Origin of the sequence: Aquitalea pelogenes (assembly GCF_001515305.1) — a bacterium.
Lineage (GTDB): Bacteria > Pseudomonadota > Gammaproteobacteria > Burkholderiales > Chromobacteriaceae > Aquitalea > Aquitalea pelogenes.
Map to the genome: position 1 here is coordinate 90,949 of NZ_LNQV01000010.1, position 15,014 is coordinate 105,962.

Here is a 15,014-nt window from a genome sequence, read left to right on the forward strand (position 1 = left end):
CTAAACCCAAGAGGATTCCATGGACAGCATTCGCAACATCATCAGTGGCAAAAAAGGCCTGATTGTCGGTATTGCCAACGAAAACAGCATCGCCTATGGCTGCGCCAGCGTGCTGCGCGAGCTGGGTGCCGAAGTGGCCGTCACCTACCTGAACGCCAAGGCGGAAAAATACGTCCGCCCGCTGGCGGAAAAACTGGAAGCCCCGCTGGTACTGCCGCTGGACGTGGAACAGCCGGGCCAGATGCAGGAGGTATTCGCCAATATCGAACAACTGTGGGGCAAGCTGGATTTTGTCATCCACTCCATTGCCTTTTGCCCGATGGAAGACCTGCACGGCCGCGTGGTGGACTGCTCGCGCGAGGGCTTCCAGCAAGCCATGCATGTCTCGTGCTACTCCTTTGTGGAAATGGCCCGTCATGCCGAACCGCTGATGAAGGATGGCGGCTCGCTGATTACCATGAGCTACTACGGCGCGGACAAAGTGGTGGAAAACTACAACATGATGGGCCCGGTAAAGGCCGCACTGGAGAGCGTGTCGCGTTACATGGCCAGCGAACTGGGCCACAAGGGCATTCGCGTGCATGCCGTCTCGCCCGGCCCGCTCAAGACCCGTGCCGCCTCCGGCATTGCCCATTTCGACCAGTTGATCGACGACGCCATTACCCGTGCACCGCAGAACAAGCTGGTGGATATCGAAGACGTGGGCATGACCTGCGCCTTCCTCATTTCCAACGCCGCCCGCAGCCTGACCGGCCAGACCATCTATGTCGATGGCGGCCACCACATCATGGCCTGATGACACCACGGCCAGCAGCCTGATGCCGCTGGCCTCCTCCTGCCTGCGCTCCGGAGACCCTGAATGACCCGCGATGACAAAGCATTTGACGACATCCTGCAACAGGCCACCGCACAAGGCCCGCTTCCCATGGCGGTGGCTCATCCCTGCAGCCGTGAAGCCCTGCTGGGTGCGGTAGAGGCTGCCGATCACGGCATTGCCACCCCCATCCTGATTGGCCCGCGCAGCAAACTGCTGAAGCTGGCCGAAGAGCTGGATGTGGACATCAGTCGCTTCGAGCTGATCGACACCCCGCACAGCCATGCATCGGCCGAACAGGCGGTCAAACTGGTGCGTGACGGCTATGCCGACATCCTGATGAAGGGCAGCCTGCATACCGACGAATTCATGACTGAAGTACTGGCGCGCGACACCGGCATCCGCACTGACCGCCGCATCAGCCACGTGTTCATCATGAAAGTGGAAAGTTATCCGCGTTATCTGTTCATCACCGACGCCGCCATCAGCATCGAACCGGACCTGATGACCAAGCGCGACATCTGCCAGAACGCCATCGACCTCACCCACGCGCTGGGCATTGCCCGCCCCAAGGTGGCCATTCTGGCGGCGGTGGAAACCATCAACCCGGCCATGCGCGCCACGCTGGATGCCGCAGCGCTGTGCAAGATGGCTGATCGCGGCCAGATTACCGGTGCCGTGCTGGATGGCCCGCTGGCTTTTGACAATGCCATCTCCCATGAAGCCGCCGACACCAAGGGCATTGTGTCCCCGGTGGCCGGCGATCCGGACATCCTGCTGGTGCCGGACCTGGAGTCCGGCAATATGCTGGCCAAGCAACTCACCTACCTGGCAGCCGCCTCGTCGGCCGGCATCGTGATGGGTGCACGCGTGCCCATTGTGCTGACCAGCCGCGCCGAAGACGCCACCGGCCGTCTGGCCTCTGCCGCCGTCGCCAATGTCCTGGCGCACCGCCGCCGCGGAGCCAGCCAGTGATCAAGGCCCTGATTGCCGTCAATGCCGGCTCCTCCACGCTCAAGTTCCGCGCCTATGCCATGGAGGGCGGTGCGCTGCTGATGCGCGGCCTGATCGACCATTTCGGCCAGCCGCACACCAGCCTCAGCCTGCACGATACCCTGCATCAGCAACTGGAAGAGCGCGAGCTGGGTGATGACAGCCGCGAAGCTGCCGTGGCCGCCATGATCAACACCCTGGCCGATCACGGCATTGCCGTCACCGCCGTGGTGCACCGCGTGGTACACGGCGGCAGTCGCTTCCATCAGATCACCCGGCTGGATGAGTCTGTCTGTCAGGCACTGGATGACTATGTGCCGCTGGCCCCGCTGCACCAGCCGGTCAGCCTGCAAGTGATCGAAGCTTTCCGCACTGTGGATGCCGGGCTGCTGCAACTGGCCTGCTTTGATACCGCCTTCCATGCCAGCCAGCCGGAAGTCGCCACCCGCTTTGGCATTGCCCGGCACTGGCATGAAGAAGGCGTGCGGCGTTACGGCTTTCACGGTCTGTCTTATGCCTCCATCAGCCGTCGCCTGCCGGAGCTGAAGCTGGCCGAACGCAAGGTGGTGGTGTGCCATCTGGGCAGCGGCAGCAGTGCCTGCGCCATCGAACATGGGCAAAGCGTGGCATCCAGCATGGGGTTTTCTGCGGTGGACGGGCTGATGATGGGCACGCGCCCCGGCTATCTGGACCCGGAAGTGGTGCTGTACTGGATGGAACATGAAGGAATGGGGGTGCGCGAGGTACGGCGCGAGCTGTACAAGAACTCCGGCCTGCTGGGCGTCTCCGGCGGCCTGTCGGCCGACATGCGCGAGCTGCTGGCAAGCCCCCTGCCTGCAGCACGTGAAGCGGTAGAGCTGTACTGCTACCGCATCGTGCGGGAAATTGCCTCGCTGGCCGCCGCCATGAAGGGGCTGGATGCCATCATCTTTACCGCCGGCATTGGCGAACATTCGGCAGAAGTACGTGGCCGGGTGCTGAGCCAGCTGGGCTGGCTGGGCTTTGCTATCGACCATGCAGCCAATCTGGCACATGCCCGCAAGCTGACCACTGCCGACAGCCAGCACCACGCTTATGTGCTGGATACCGATGAAGAAGGCGAAATGGCCAGACAGGCATTTGACCTGCTAAAGCAATAGGCAATATGGCGTGGCAAATGCACAACACTGCATGCCAGGCAGACAAACAAAAAGCCCCGCCAATGCGGGGCTTTTATGTATTTCTTGCAGCGCTGGGCTGGGATCAGGCCATGGCCTTGATCTGAGCGGACAGACGGCTCTTATGACGAGCTGCCTTGTTCTTGTGGAACACGCCCTTGTCAGCGATACGGTCGATTACTTTGGTGGAAGCGTGGAACACAACCTTGGCCGCAGCCTTGTCACCACCTTCAATTGCCTTAAGCACTTTCTTTACTGCAGTACGGAACGCAGTACGCAGGCTGGCGTTGTGCGCGCGCTGCTTAAGGGCTGTGCGTGCACGCTTGCGAGCTTGTGCGCTGTTAGCCATGAATCTTTCTCCTGATGAGCGGAATCTGAAACCCGCGATTCTAAGCCTTAACAGCAGGTTTTGCAACAATAAACCCGCCAGCGTAAACTAGCCGGCTTGCTCAACCCTCCCACCCATCATCAATGAACCTGCTCAAGGCGCTGGCTGCAGTCAGCAGCATGACCATGGTGTCGCGCATTCTCGGCCTGGTCCGCGACACGCTTATCGCCCGCGTATTTGGTGCCGGCATGTCGGCAGATGCCTTCAATGCCGCCTTCAAGATTCCCAACATGTTGCGCCGCCTGTTTGCCGAGGGCGCATTCTCGCAAGCCTTCGTCCCCATCCTGGGCGAATACAAGAACCAGAAAACCGAAGAAGAAACCCGCGAATTCGTGGCCAAGGTAACCGGCGTGCTGGGTTCGGTGCTGTTGCTGGTCACCGCCATCGGCATGCTGGCCGCCCCGGCCATCATGTGGATTTCCGCCCCCGGTTTTTATCGCGAACCAGCCAAGGCCGCGCTGTTTGCCGACATCCTGCGCATATCCTTTCCTTATATCTTTTTCATTTCGCTGTCCTCGATGACCGGCAGCATTCTCAATAGCTGGGGCAAGTTCTCGATTCCGGCCTTCACGCCCACATTCCTTAACCTCAGCTTCATCGTGTTTGCGCTGTTTTTCACCCACAGCTTTCACCCGCCCATCATGGCCATGGCCTGGGCAGTGTTTGTTGGCGGGCTGATCCAGCTGGTTTGGCAACTGCCCTTTCTCAAACAGATCGGCATGCTTACCATGCCCATCTTCGACTTCAAGGATGCCGCGGTATGGCGGGTGATCCGCCAGATGGGCCCCGCCATTTTCGGCGTATCAGTGGCGCAGATCTCGCTGTTGATCAACTCCACCTTTGCCTCCTTCCTGCCCACCGGCAGCGTGTCGTGGATGTATTACGCCGACCGGCTGATGGAATTCCCTTCCGGCGTGCTGGGCGTGGCACTGGGGACCATCCTGCTGCCCTCGCTGTCCAAGCACGCAGCCAGCAAGTCCGATAGCGAATTCAGCGTATTGCTGGACTGGGGCATCCGTCTGTCCTTGCTGCTGGCAGTACCGGCCACCGTAGGCCTGGGCCTGTTGTCCGGCCCCTTGCTGTCCACCCTGTTCATGTATGGCCGCTTTACCGCCCACGACGCGCTGATGTCGCAGCAGGCGGTGATTGCCTACTCCTTCGGCCTCCTGGGGCTGATTCTGGTCAAGGTACTGGCACCGGGCTTTTATGCGCGGCAGGACATCAAGACGCCGGTGCGCATTGCGCTGATTACCCTGTGCTGCACCCAGCTGATGAATCTGGCCTTTGTCTTCCCGCTCAAGCATGCCGGACTGGCGCTGTCGATCGGCCTCGCCTCCTGCCTGAATGCCGGTCTGCTGCTCTCCACCCTGCTCAAGCGCAAGATCTACCAGCCGCAAGCGGGCTGGAGCAGCTTCCTTGGCAAGATGGCACTGGCCATCCTGGCCATGGCCGCCGTACTGCTGCTGCTGCAAGCCGTGCTGCCCATCCACTGGGATGGTCACGCCTGGCAACGGGTGCTCTGGCTGACGCTGCTGGTGGTCGCCGGTGCCATTACCTACTTCGCCATGCTGTTTGCGCTGGGCTTCCGCCCGCGCCAGTTCATGCGCCGTGAACATTGATACCGTTTTGCAAGGAGTCGCCATGAAACCCCAAGCCATGTCACCGGAGCAGTCCCCGCTGGGCAAGACCGTCAGCTATCAGGACCAGTACGACGCCAGCCTGCTGTTTCCCATTCCGCGCAAGATGAAACGCGATGAAATCGGCGTGGACGAACAGGCGCTGCCCTTTGCCGGCGTGGATATCTGGACCGGTTTCGAACTGTCCTGGCTGAATGCGCGCGGCAAGCCGCAGGTGGGCATTGCCACCTTCCGCATTCCGGCGGACAGCCCCAACCTGATCGAATCCAAGTCGTTCAAGCTCTACCTGAACAGCTATAACCAGACCCGCATCGCCAGCCTGGCCGAATTGCAGGCCCAACTGGCTCTCGATCTGTCCAACGCGGCCGGCGGCAGCGTCACGGTCAGCGTGCAGCTGCCACAGGACTTTGCCACAGAACGTATTGCCGAGCTGGACGGCGACTACATCGACGAGCAGGACATCGCCGTGGACAACTACGCGCCCTGCCCGGACATCCTGCGTGCCGATACCGGCAATATCGTGAGCGAAACCCTGTGCAGCAATCTGCTGAAGTCCAACTGCCTGGTGACCGGCCAGCCGGACTGGGGCAGCGTGCAGATCCGCTACACCGGCCCCAAGCTGGACCGTGAAGCACTGCTGCGCTACCTGATCGGCTTCCGTCAGCACAACGAATTCCACGAGCAATGTGTGGAGCGCATCTTCACCGACATCCTGCGCGCCTGCGCGCCGGAGCAGCTGACGGTATACGCCCGCTACACCCGCCGCGGCGGCCTGGACATCAACCCCTGGCGCAGCAATGCCGAACAGGCACCGACGGACAATATCCGGACGGCACGGCAATAAAACACTTCTCCGCGCCAAACAAAAAAGGATGCCACCAGGCATCCTTTTTCATTTGCTTGCCACACCACACTTAAAACGGCGTCGGGGCGTCGAATTCCATTTCTTCCTGCGTCACCGGGTGACGCAACACCAGCCGCGATGCATGCAGCAGCAGGCGGTCGGCCTTGGCCAGTGCTTCGGGCGGCGCATAGATATCATCACCCAGAATCGGGTGGCCGCTTTCCAGATGCAGCATGTGCATGCGCAACTGGTGGGCACGCCCGGTTTGCGGGTCCAGCTCCATGCGCGAGGTCTGGCGTGTGGTATCGCGCGACACCACGCGGTAATGGGTGATGGCCTCTTTGCCTTCCACGTGGTCGATCTTCTGGCGCGGGCGATTGGGCCAGTCGATGATCAGCGGCAGGTCGATGGTGCCGCTATTGCTCTGGACGATGCCATCCACCACCGCGATATAGCGCTTCTTGACCTTGCGGTCCATGAAGGCGATGGACAGCGCCCGCTGCATGGCCGCACCACGGCCAAAGATCACCAGGCCTGATGTGGCCATGTCCAGCCGGTGTACGGTCAGCGCATCCGGATACACTTTTTGCACCCGGCTGATCAGGCAGTCGTCCTTGCCCTCGCCACGGCCAGGCACCGACAGCAGGCCGGAGGGCTTGTCCACCACCAGCAGGCAGTCATCCACGTAAATGACTGACAGGCCGGTATCCGGCGGCGGCGTGTAGTTTTCCAGATTATGGGCTTGGCTCATGGCCGCAACAGGGGAACAGAATAAGTAAAGAGCGGCGATTATCTTACCCCCGGCCCAGCTTCACAAGCTGTCACCCTGCATTTGCCGGGGAATTGCCACTTGAAATGGCAGCACAACGCCATCACCCTGTCATGATCAGACCATTCCCCATGCAAGGAGCTGTCATGCCGGAGCGTTTTTACCTCGACCCTTACCAAACCACCCTGGAAACCACGGTCATCCGTCATGACGATGCCGGCCTGGTACTGGCAGACACCCTGTGTTACCCGCTGGGCGGCGGCCAGCCCGGTGACACCGCCACGCTCACCCTGGCAGACGGCAGCACGCTGGCCATCAGCGATACCCGCCGCAACCGCGAAACGCGCGAGATCCTGCACATCACCGCTGCCGATGCCCCGCGACTGACCGCAGGCAGCGCCGTCACCCTGACGCTCGACTGGGTGCGCCGTCATCGTCACATGCGGGTGCATACCGGCCTGCATCTGCTGTCGGTGGTGATCAAGGCCGGGGTGACCGGCGGCAATCTGACCGCAGAAGGCGGTCGACTGGATTTTGATTTGCCGGAAGGCATGGAGCTGGACAAGGACGAGATAGAGGCCGGCCTGAATGCACTGGTGGCACAGGACCTGGCGGTGAGCATCCAGATGACCAGCGGCGAAGCGCTGAAAGCCCGTCCGGAGCTGATCAAGACCATGTCGGTCACCCCGCCGCTGGAGCTGCCGGAAATCCGCCTGATCGAAATCGACGGCGTCGACCTGCAACCCTGTGGCGGCACCCATGTGCGCCGCACCGGCGAAATCGGCCGCCTGCTGGTGAAAAAGATTGAAAGCAAGGGCGCGCGCAACAAGCGGGTGGTGGTGACGCTGGCCGACTGAGGCCTGTTTGCCATCCAGCACAAAGGGGACCCGCAGGTCCCCTTTTGCATTGCCCATCAACGCCACACAGCAGCTGGCTCAGATATCGGCTTCCACCTCGTTACCCTTGGCTTCCATCCAGCTACGGCGGCTGGAAGCCTCGCCCTTGCCCATCAGCATGACAAAGGTGGACAGGGTTTGCGCCATTTCACCCGGACGCACCTGCACCCGCGACAGGCGGCGGGTATCCGGATTCATGGTGGTGTCCTTCAGCTGTTCCGGGTTCATCTCGCCCAGACCTTTGAAGCGGGAAATACCCCAGCTGCCTTCGCGCACATTCTCACTGCGCAGACGGTCCAGAATGGCATTGAGCTCGCCCTCGTCCAGCGCGTAAATCTTGCGTGGCGGACGGTTCTTGCCCGAACCCGGCACATCCACGCGGAACAGCGGCGGCTGCGCGATGTAGATATTGCCGTTTTCGATCAGGCGCGGGAAATGGCGGAAGAACAAGGTGAGCAACAGCACCTGGATGTGCGAGCCGTCCACGTCGGCATCGGACAGGATGGCAATCTTGCCGTAACGCTGGCTGGACAGGTCCGGGTGATCATCCGGCCCGTGCGGGTCCACCCCGATGGCAACGGAAATATCGTGGATTTCCGCATTGGAAAACAGCTGATCCTTGTCGGTTTCCCAGCTGTTGAGCACCTTGCCGCGCAAAGGCAGGATGGCCTGGTATTCCTTGTCGCGCGCCAGCTTGGCCGAGCCACCGGCCGAGTCCCCCTCTACCAGGAACAGCTCGTTGCGTTCGATGTCTTCGCTTTCGCAATCAGTCAGCTTGCCCGGCAACACGGCTACGCCGGAGCCTTTTTTCTTCTCCACCTTCTTGACTGACTTCAGACGCGACTGCGCCTGGCGAATGGCCAGTTCGGCAATCTTCTTGCCCGCTTCCACATTCTGGTTCAGCCATAGCTCCACCGGGTCGCGCGACAGGCTGGAAATCAGTTTCAGCGCATCACGACTAGTGAGCTTGTCCTTGGTCTGGCCCTGGAATTGCGGGTCCAGCACGCGGGCCGACAACACAAAGCGCACCCGGCTCCACACGTCCTCCGCCATCAGCTTGACGCCACGCGGCAGCAGGTTGTGGTGGTCGATGAAGCTCTTCACCGCATCAAACACGCCTGCGCGCAAACCTGCTTCGTGGGTGCCGCCGGACGGGGTGGGAATCAGGTTGACATAGCTCTCGCCGCTGGCACCGTCTTCAAACCAGGCCATCGCCCACTGCACGCCTTCGCCCTTGGCAAATTGCTCGTGGTCGTCACCGATATAGGCCTCGGCGGCAAACAGCGGCGCAATCGGCTCATCGCCGTTGCACAGCTCGGCCAGATAGCTCTTCAGGCCCTGCGGGTACTGCCATACCTTGACCTCGTCGCCACTGGGCTTCTCAACGGTCAGCGATACCGCCACGCCGGGCAGCAACACCGCCTTGGCGCGCAGCAGGCGCTCCAGTTCCGGCAAGGAATAACGCGGGCTTTCAAAATACTTGCCATCCGGCCATACCCGCACCCGGGTGCCGCTGGTGCGCGGGCCGCAGTCGCCAACGCGGGCCAGGGGTTCAATCACGTCACCGCCGGAAAACACCAGGCGGTGCACGCCGCCCTCACGCTTGACCTCGACTTCCAGCCGGGTGGACAAGGCATTGGTCACCGACACACCTACGCCATGCAGGCCACCGGAGAAGGCATAGGCACCGCCATCCTTCTTGTTGAACTTGCCGCCAGCATGCAGCCGGGTGAATACCAGCTCCACCACCGGCACGCCTTCCTGTGGATGCAGGCCCACCGGAATACCGCGGCCATCGTCTTCCACCGACAAGGAACCATCCTGGTGCACGGTAACGGCAATCTTGCGGGCATAGCCGCCCAGCGCCTCGTCAGCCGCGTTATCAATCACTTCCTGACAGATATGGGTGGGGTCGGTGGTGCGGGTGTACATGCCCGGCCTTTCCTTGACCGGCTCCAGCCCCTTGAGCACTCGTACCGAAGATTCGTCGTACTGTTGAGTCATAAATATATCGTCGCCTGTAGCGGCCCTGTGCGCAGGGCCTGCCTGGTGATGTCACCATCCCCGCAGGGATGGCCATGATGCTCAAACGGCAGCCCAGGGCCGCCGCTTGCTAGATGGGTGAAGCAAACCGCCAGGCGGTTCAGTGATCCTGCTGCGGGCCCGGCAGGCCTTCGGCCAGCGGCGCCGCCTTGGCCGGCTGGCGCATGCGCCTGCAGGAAGGCGTCGTAGCTTTCCATTCCCTTGAGGAAACGGGACAGCTCGGTCAGCGCGCGGATATACACATCACGCTTGAACTCGATGACGGCATCCACCGGTGCCCAGTAATCATTCCAGCGCCAGCCATCGAACTCCGGATGGCTGCTGGCACGCAGGCAGACGTCGCAGTCGCGCCCGGTCAGCCGCAACAGGAACCAGATCTGCTTCTGCCCCTTGTAGCTGCCACGCCATTCGCGGCGCACCCAGTTGCTGGGCACTTCGTAACGCAGCCAGTCGCGGGTTCGCCCCACAATCTTGACATGTTGCGGCAACAGCCCGACTTCCTCCAGAAGCTCGCGGTACATTGCCGCTTCCGGACTTTCGCCCGGCTTGATGCCTCCTTGCGGAAATTGCCAGGAATGTTCGCGTACCCGCTTGCCCCAGAACACCTCATTTTTTCCGTTGATGAGGATGATTCCGACATTGGGGCGATATCCGTCCCGGTCCAGCATGAAAAAAACCTGCAATTCGTCTAGTTGACCGAATTTTTGCACATTTCGACAGCTCTTGCCATGCGCCTGACGCGAGGCACAAGCTGCGATTCCACCACACTGGCTTTACCCGGGCATGAAATAAATTGACGCTGCAGGGCAAAGGCGTTTAAAAATCCAGCACAACAACTGTTTCACTCCACACGGAAAACCAAGCGACCATGCCCGTCCATTCACCCATCGCCATGCGCCATGCACTGCCTGCTGCAGTGTCGGTGCCGTGCGCCTGGGTCAATCCGACCGCCCTGTCGCTGGGCTTTTTCATCCAGCCATTCACTGCAGTCGGTCACCGCTAGCGTCTTGCCGTTTTACCCGCCCAAAGGGCGGCTCTCGACAAATCAACGCACAAGGACCCCTTCATGCACACTTCTGCAGAATGGCTGCATCAGCACGGCATTCGTCATGTCGAATGCCTGTTTTCCGACATCACCGGTAGCGCGCGCGGCAAGATTCTCCCCGTTAGCAGCGTGGCCAGCGGCAGCGAATTGCGCTTCTCCCAGGTAGGCCTGATGCAAAGCATCACCGGCGACTGCCTGCAAGAGCTGGTTCCCGAACTGGACCCGGACATGGTGCTGTACCCCGACTACAGCACACTGCGCCGCCTGCCCTGGTGTCGCGAACCCACGGCCATGCTGATTCACGACTGCCATCACGAGGACGGCAGCCTGGTGGAATTTGCACCGCGCAATGTGCTGCGCCGCGTACTCGAGCGCTACCGTGCACAGGGGCTGACGCCGGTAGTTGCACCGGAGATGGAGTTTTACCTGTTCGCACGGCGCCAGGGGCTGGATGAGGCACCTCAAGCCCCGGCCTGCTACGGCAAGGCCAGCGACAGCCTGCGCCAACCCTATGCACTGGACCGGCTGCACGACCTGGAAGCCGTGCTGGAAGACATCCGCCATGGCTGCGAGCTGCTGGGCATCGGCGCCGACACCCTGCTGCAGGAAGTCGGTTGCGGGCAGCTGGAAATCAATCTGCAACACGGCGATGCACTGGCTCTGGCCGACCAGGCCTTCCTGTTCAAGCGCATGGTCCGGCAAGCTGCATCACGCCATGGCCTGGAAGCCTGCTTCATGGCCAAGCCGCTGGCCAACGATGCCGGTAGCGCCATGCATATCCATCAGAGCCTGATCCATGCCGACAGCCAGCGAAATGCCTTCTCGCAGGACAATGGCCAGCCTGCCGCGCGCTTTGCCCACTATATCGGCGGCCTGCAGCGCTATCTGCCCGATGCCCTGCTGCTGCTTGCCCCTTACGTGAATTCCTATCGCCGGCTGGCACCGTTCACCGCAGCGCCCATCAATGTGGAATGGGGCCATGACAATCGCACCTGCGGGCTACGTGTTCCACATAGCGGCCCGCAGGCACGCCGGGTGGAAAACCGGCTGCCGGGCGTGGATGCCAACCCCTATCTCGCTCTGGCCACCACCCTGGCCTGCGGTTTGCTTGGCATGCAACAGGAACTGGAACCAAGCGCCCCACTCGATTGCAGCGCCTATGGCCGGCCCTATGCCTTTGCCCGCACGCAGCTGGAAGCTATCGAACGACTGGCTGGCAATCAGGCACTGGCAGAATTACTGGGACCGCACTTTGTTGCAAGCTATTGTCAGCTCAAGCTGAGCGAATGGCAGGCATTCAACCAGACCGTAACAGCCTGGGAATACCGCCATCTGCTTGGTCAGGCATGAAAGAGGCCAGATGAAACGCGAACATGCACCCCATCTCAGTCAGTTTGACGGACATCACGTCAACTCCTGGTACGCCGCCAGTGCTCCCCAGCGCGAACGCTACCCGGTGCTGGGTGAAGTGGTGCGCTGCGATGTTTGCGTGGTGGGGGCGGGACTGACCGGATTGTCAGCCGCCCTTACCCTGGTGGAAAAGGGCTTGTCGGTAGCCGTACTGGAAGGTGCTCTGGTGGGCTTTGGTGCATCCGGACGCAATGGCGGGCAAATCCTGCATGGTTTTGCTGCCCCGTTCCGGGCCTTCGAGCAGCAATTGGGTACCCGTGCCGCCCGCCAATGCTGGGAAGCCTCGCTGGACGGACTGGCGCTGATTGCCAATCGCATTCACCAGCACCACATCGACTGTGATTTGCGCTGGGGTTTTCTCACCACCGCCAGCAATCGCCACCAGCATCAGCAGTTACGCAAACAACTGTCGACACTGCACAGCTGTGGCTACCACGATGCACAATGGCTGGAAGGCAAGGAACTGGCAGAGCAGATCAACTCACCCGTCTATACCGCTGCGCTGCACGACAGCGGTTGCGGCCACCTGCATCCACTGAAATATGCACAAGGGCTGGCACGAGCGGCATCCCGCGCCGGTGTCAGGCTGTTCGAACACAGTCCGGTCACGTCCATTGACGAGGACAGGCTGGGGCTGCAAATCGGCACACCCGGCGGCTGGATCCGGGCGGACAAGATGGTACTGGCCTGCAATGTCGATATCGGAGCACTGCAACCGCAGCTGCGTCGCAGCATCCTGCCGGTTGAGTCGCACATCCTCGCCACCGCCCCGCTTACAGCCGAACACGCCGCCAGCTTGCTACCCGAAGGCGCAGCCGTTTGCAGCAGTGACAAACTGCTCGACTACTTCCGCCTGACGCCAGACCACCGCCTGCTGTTTGGCGGGCGCACCAGCCGGCCTTATGCGCAACGACAAGCGCTGATTGCGGATCGGAAGGCCCGCATGGTCAGCATTTTCCCCAGCCTCAACAACAGCCCGATCGACTACGCCTGGAGTGGGCACGTGGATATTGGCCCGGCCCGTCTGCCCCAGATTGGCCGTCAGGGACAGCGCGTCTACCATGCGCAGGGCTTTGCCGGACATGGGCTGGCCTTCACCGGCGTGGCCGGACAGATGATTGCCGAAGCCATTGCCGGAGACCTGGGCCGCTTTGACATCTTCAACAAGCTGTATGCCCACCCGCTACCGCTGCCGGCCTCCATGGAGGAAAGCCTGATCCGGCTGGGCAGCCTGTATTACCGCCTGCGCGATGCGCTAGGTTTCTAGACATCATGCAGCCAGGACTTGCGCCACAACAGACCTCAGGCAGCTGCATCCCCCAAAACAGGCAAACGATGCTAGGATGCCCCGATCAACTGTTTTACGCGTAATTCACATGGCATTTCTACTTTCCCGTCCTTCCCTGGAGCGTCTGCCACGCTTTGCGCTGACGGCCAGCGATTTTGCTTCCCTGCCATCTGCCGCCGACTTCCGCCAGACGCTGCTGAGCAAACTGGATTGCGCGCAACAGCGCATTTATATAGCGGCACTCTATCTGGAACAGGACGAAGCCGGACAGGAAATACTGGCCGCCATCTTTGCGGCCAAACAGCGCAATCCAGCACTGGATGTACGCATTCTGGTGGACTGGCATCGTGCGCAGCGTGGCCGCATTGGTGAGAGCAATGCCAGCTGCAATGCCGCCTGGTATCGGAAAGAGGCCAGCCTGCATGCGGTAGAAGTACCGATCTATGGCGTCCCGACCCAAACGCGGGAACTGTTCGGCGTTCTGCACCTGAAAGGCTTCATCATTGATGACCTGGTGATTTACAGCGGTGCCAGCCTCAACAATGTCTACCTGCACAAGCAGGACAAATACCGCTTCGACCGTTACCACCTGATTCAGAACATGGCACTGGCAGACTGCATGGCCAGTTTCATGCTGCAACACATCTGCAATGACGAAGCGGTATTCCGGCTCGACAAACCGGTCCCGGCCACGCGCAGCATTCGCAAGGAAATCCGTGCCTTTCGTGGCCGTCTGGAACAGGCTCACTACCACCTGCCGCGACAACAGGTCAGCCAGCAAGGCATGGGGGTCACACCGATTGTCGGCCTGGGCAAGGGCAATGCGCTGAACCGGCTCATCCTGCAGCTGATTGCTCATGCCCAGCACCGCCTGGTGATCTGCACGCCTTACTTCAACTTCCCCATGGCAGTGCTACGCGCCATCAACCGTGCACTACGGCGTGGCGTTGAAGTCACCATCATCGTGGGCGACAAGACCGCGAATGATTTTTTCATTCCCGAGTCCGAGCCATTCAAGCTGATTGGTGCCCTGCCCTATCTGTACGAAATGAATCTGCGCCGCTTCGCCAAGCGCCGTCAGGCCCAGATCGAAAACGGCAAGCTCAATCTGTGCCTGTGGAAAGATGGTGACAACAGCTATCACCTCAAAGGCATGTGGTGTGATACACAGCACATCCTGCTGACCGGCAACAACATGAACCCGCGAGCCTTCCGACTGGATCTGGAAAACGCCTTGCTGATCCACGATCCGGAACAACAGCTGCAAGCCCAAAGCCATGCAGAGCAGCAACATATCCTGCAGCACACCACCCGCATCCATCACTACCGCCAACTGGAAAGCGTGCGCAGCTACCCGCTCAAGGTCCGCACCATCCTCACCAGGCTGAGTCGGGTACGTATCGACCGCATGCTCAACCTGATGCTGTAAGACAAAAAATTGCCGGCACCAATGCAAAAAGCCACCCCAGGGTGGCTTTTTGTTTGACTCTGCACGCTATCGGGGCCGCAAGTTACCCGCAATTTTCCTCATGATCAGTACCAATCTACCGGCATGACGCATGGCCGTTACCGCCGCCCCAAAGCACAAAGCCCAGCTCGGTTGAGCTGGGCTTCGAAGGGGGAGTCTGGCAGTGTCCTACTTTCACATGGCGAATGCCACACTATCATCGGCGCTAAGGCGTTTCACGGTCCTGTTCGGGATGGGAAGGCGTGGGACCACCTCGCTATGG

13 protein-coding genes, 1 rRNA gene and 1 pseudogene are annotated in these 15,014 nt (G+C 60.9%); 9 read left to right on the forward strand and 6 right to left on the reverse strand.

Annotated elements, in window-relative coordinates; genetic code table 11:
• Positions 1-19: 19 nt before the first annotated feature.
• The 3 genes from fabI to AWT75_RS06335 all read left to right on the forward strand — a co-directional run bounded on the left by fabI (position 20) and on the right by AWT75_RS06335 (position 2,946).
• Positions 20-796, forward strand: coding sequence for an enoyl-ACP reductase FabI (gene fabI, locus AWT75_RS06325; RefSeq protein ID WP_062788283.1), 777 nt, complete (start codon positions 20-22; stop codon positions 794-796).
• Between the two features lie 63 nt (positions 797-859).
• The gene (locus AWT75_RS06330) at positions 860-1,789 is read left to right on the forward strand and encodes a phosphate acetyltransferase (protein ID WP_062788285.1); all 930 of its coding nucleotides are present in this window, start codon (positions 860-862) and stop codon (positions 1,787-1,789) included.
• Positions 1,786-2,946 carry an acetate/propionate family kinase gene (locus tag AWT75_RS06335; RefSeq protein ID WP_062788287.1) on the forward strand — a complete coding sequence of 387 codons (1,161 nt, stop codon included), beginning with the start codon at positions 1,786-1,788 and terminating at the stop codon, positions 2,944-2,946. The genes AWT75_RS06330 and AWT75_RS06335 overlap by 4 nt, the downstream gene beginning before the upstream one ends.
• 103 nt (positions 2,947-3,049) lie before the next feature.
• Here AWT75_RS06335 and rpsT read toward each other — a convergent pair whose 3' ends face one another.
• Positions 3,050-3,313 (reverse strand): 30S ribosomal protein S20, encoded by a 264-nt coding sequence (rpsT, locus tag AWT75_RS06340; protein WP_045847229.1) that lies wholly within the window; start codon positions 3,311-3,313, stop codon positions 3,050-3,052.
• A gap of 122 nt (positions 3,314-3,435) precedes the next feature.
• Between rpsT and murJ the strand changes: the two genes are divergently transcribed.
• Positions 3,436-4,971, forward strand: coding sequence for a murein biosynthesis integral membrane protein MurJ (gene murJ, locus AWT75_RS06345; protein WP_062788289.1), 1,536 nt, complete (start codon positions 3,436-3,438; stop codon positions 4,969-4,971).
• Between the two features lie 22 nt (positions 4,972-4,993).
• Positions 4,994-5,833, forward strand: a complete 840-nt coding sequence (queF, locus tag AWT75_RS06350; protein ID WP_062788291.1) for an NADPH-dependent 7-cyano-7-deazaguanine reductase QueF — start codon at positions 4,994-4,996, stop codon at positions 5,831-5,833.
• 70 nt (positions 5,834-5,903) lie between these two features.
• On the opposite strand, the gene AWT75_RS06355 is transcribed toward queF, so the two are convergent.
• Positions 5,904-6,584, reverse strand: coding sequence for a pseudouridine synthase (locus tag AWT75_RS06355; RefSeq protein ID WP_045848707.1), 681 nt, complete (start codon positions 6,582-6,584; stop codon positions 5,904-5,906).
• A gap of 164 nt (positions 6,585-6,748) precedes the next feature.
• Between AWT75_RS06355 and AWT75_RS06360 the strand changes: the two genes are divergently transcribed.
• Complete coding sequence (locus AWT75_RS06360; RefSeq protein ID WP_045848706.1) at positions 6,749-7,459, forward strand: alanyl-tRNA editing protein; 711 nt, start codon at positions 6,749-6,751, stop codon at positions 7,457-7,459.
• A 78-nt stretch (positions 7,460-7,537) separates the two neighbouring features.
• Here AWT75_RS06360 and parE read toward each other — a convergent pair whose 3' ends face one another.
• The 3 genes and pseudogenes from parE to AWT75_RS21655 form a co-directional block, all read right to left on the reverse strand.
• The gene (gene parE, locus AWT75_RS06365) at positions 7,538-9,508 is read right to left on the reverse strand and encodes a DNA topoisomerase IV subunit B (RefSeq protein WP_370303002.1); all 1,971 of its coding nucleotides are present in this window, start codon (positions 9,506-9,508) and stop codon (positions 7,538-7,540) included.
• A 209-nt stretch (positions 9,509-9,717) separates the two neighbouring features.
• Positions 9,718-10,209: pseudogene (locus AWT75_RS06370) on the reverse strand (RNA pyrophosphohydrolase); the annotation flags it as partial.
• Positions 10,210-10,357: 148 nt separating this feature from the next.
• Positions 10,358-10,513: a hypothetical protein gene (locus AWT75_RS21655; RefSeq protein ID WP_161937728.1), complete on the reverse strand. Its 156-nt coding sequence runs from the start codon at positions 10,511-10,513 to the stop codon at positions 10,358-10,360.
• A gap of 94 nt (positions 10,514-10,607) precedes the next feature.
• Here AWT75_RS21655 and AWT75_RS06375 point away from each other — a divergent pair, with 94 nt between their 5' ends.
• From AWT75_RS06375 to pssA, 3 genes are all read left to right on the forward strand, one after another.
• Entirely contained in the window at positions 10,608-11,936 is a 1,329-nt protein-coding gene (locus AWT75_RS06375) for a glutamine synthetase family protein (RefSeq protein ID WP_045848704.1), read from the forward strand.
• 10 nt (positions 11,937-11,946) lie between these two features.
• On the forward strand, positions 11,947-13,263 hold the full coding sequence (locus tag AWT75_RS06380) for an NAD(P)/FAD-dependent oxidoreductase (protein WP_045848703.1): 1,317 nt from the start codon (positions 11,947-11,949) through the stop codon (positions 13,261-13,263).
• Positions 13,264-13,372: 109 nt separating this feature from the next.
• Positions 13,373-14,713, forward strand: a complete 1,341-nt coding sequence (pssA, locus tag AWT75_RS06385) for a CDP-diacylglycerol--serine O-phosphatidyltransferase (protein WP_062788294.1) — start codon at positions 13,373-13,375, stop codon at positions 14,711-14,713.
• Between the two features lie 194 nt (positions 14,714-14,907).
• Here pssA and rrf read toward each other — a convergent pair.
• A 5S ribosomal RNA gene (gene rrf / locus AWT75_RS06390) occupies positions 14,908-15,014 on the reverse strand; the annotation flags it as partial.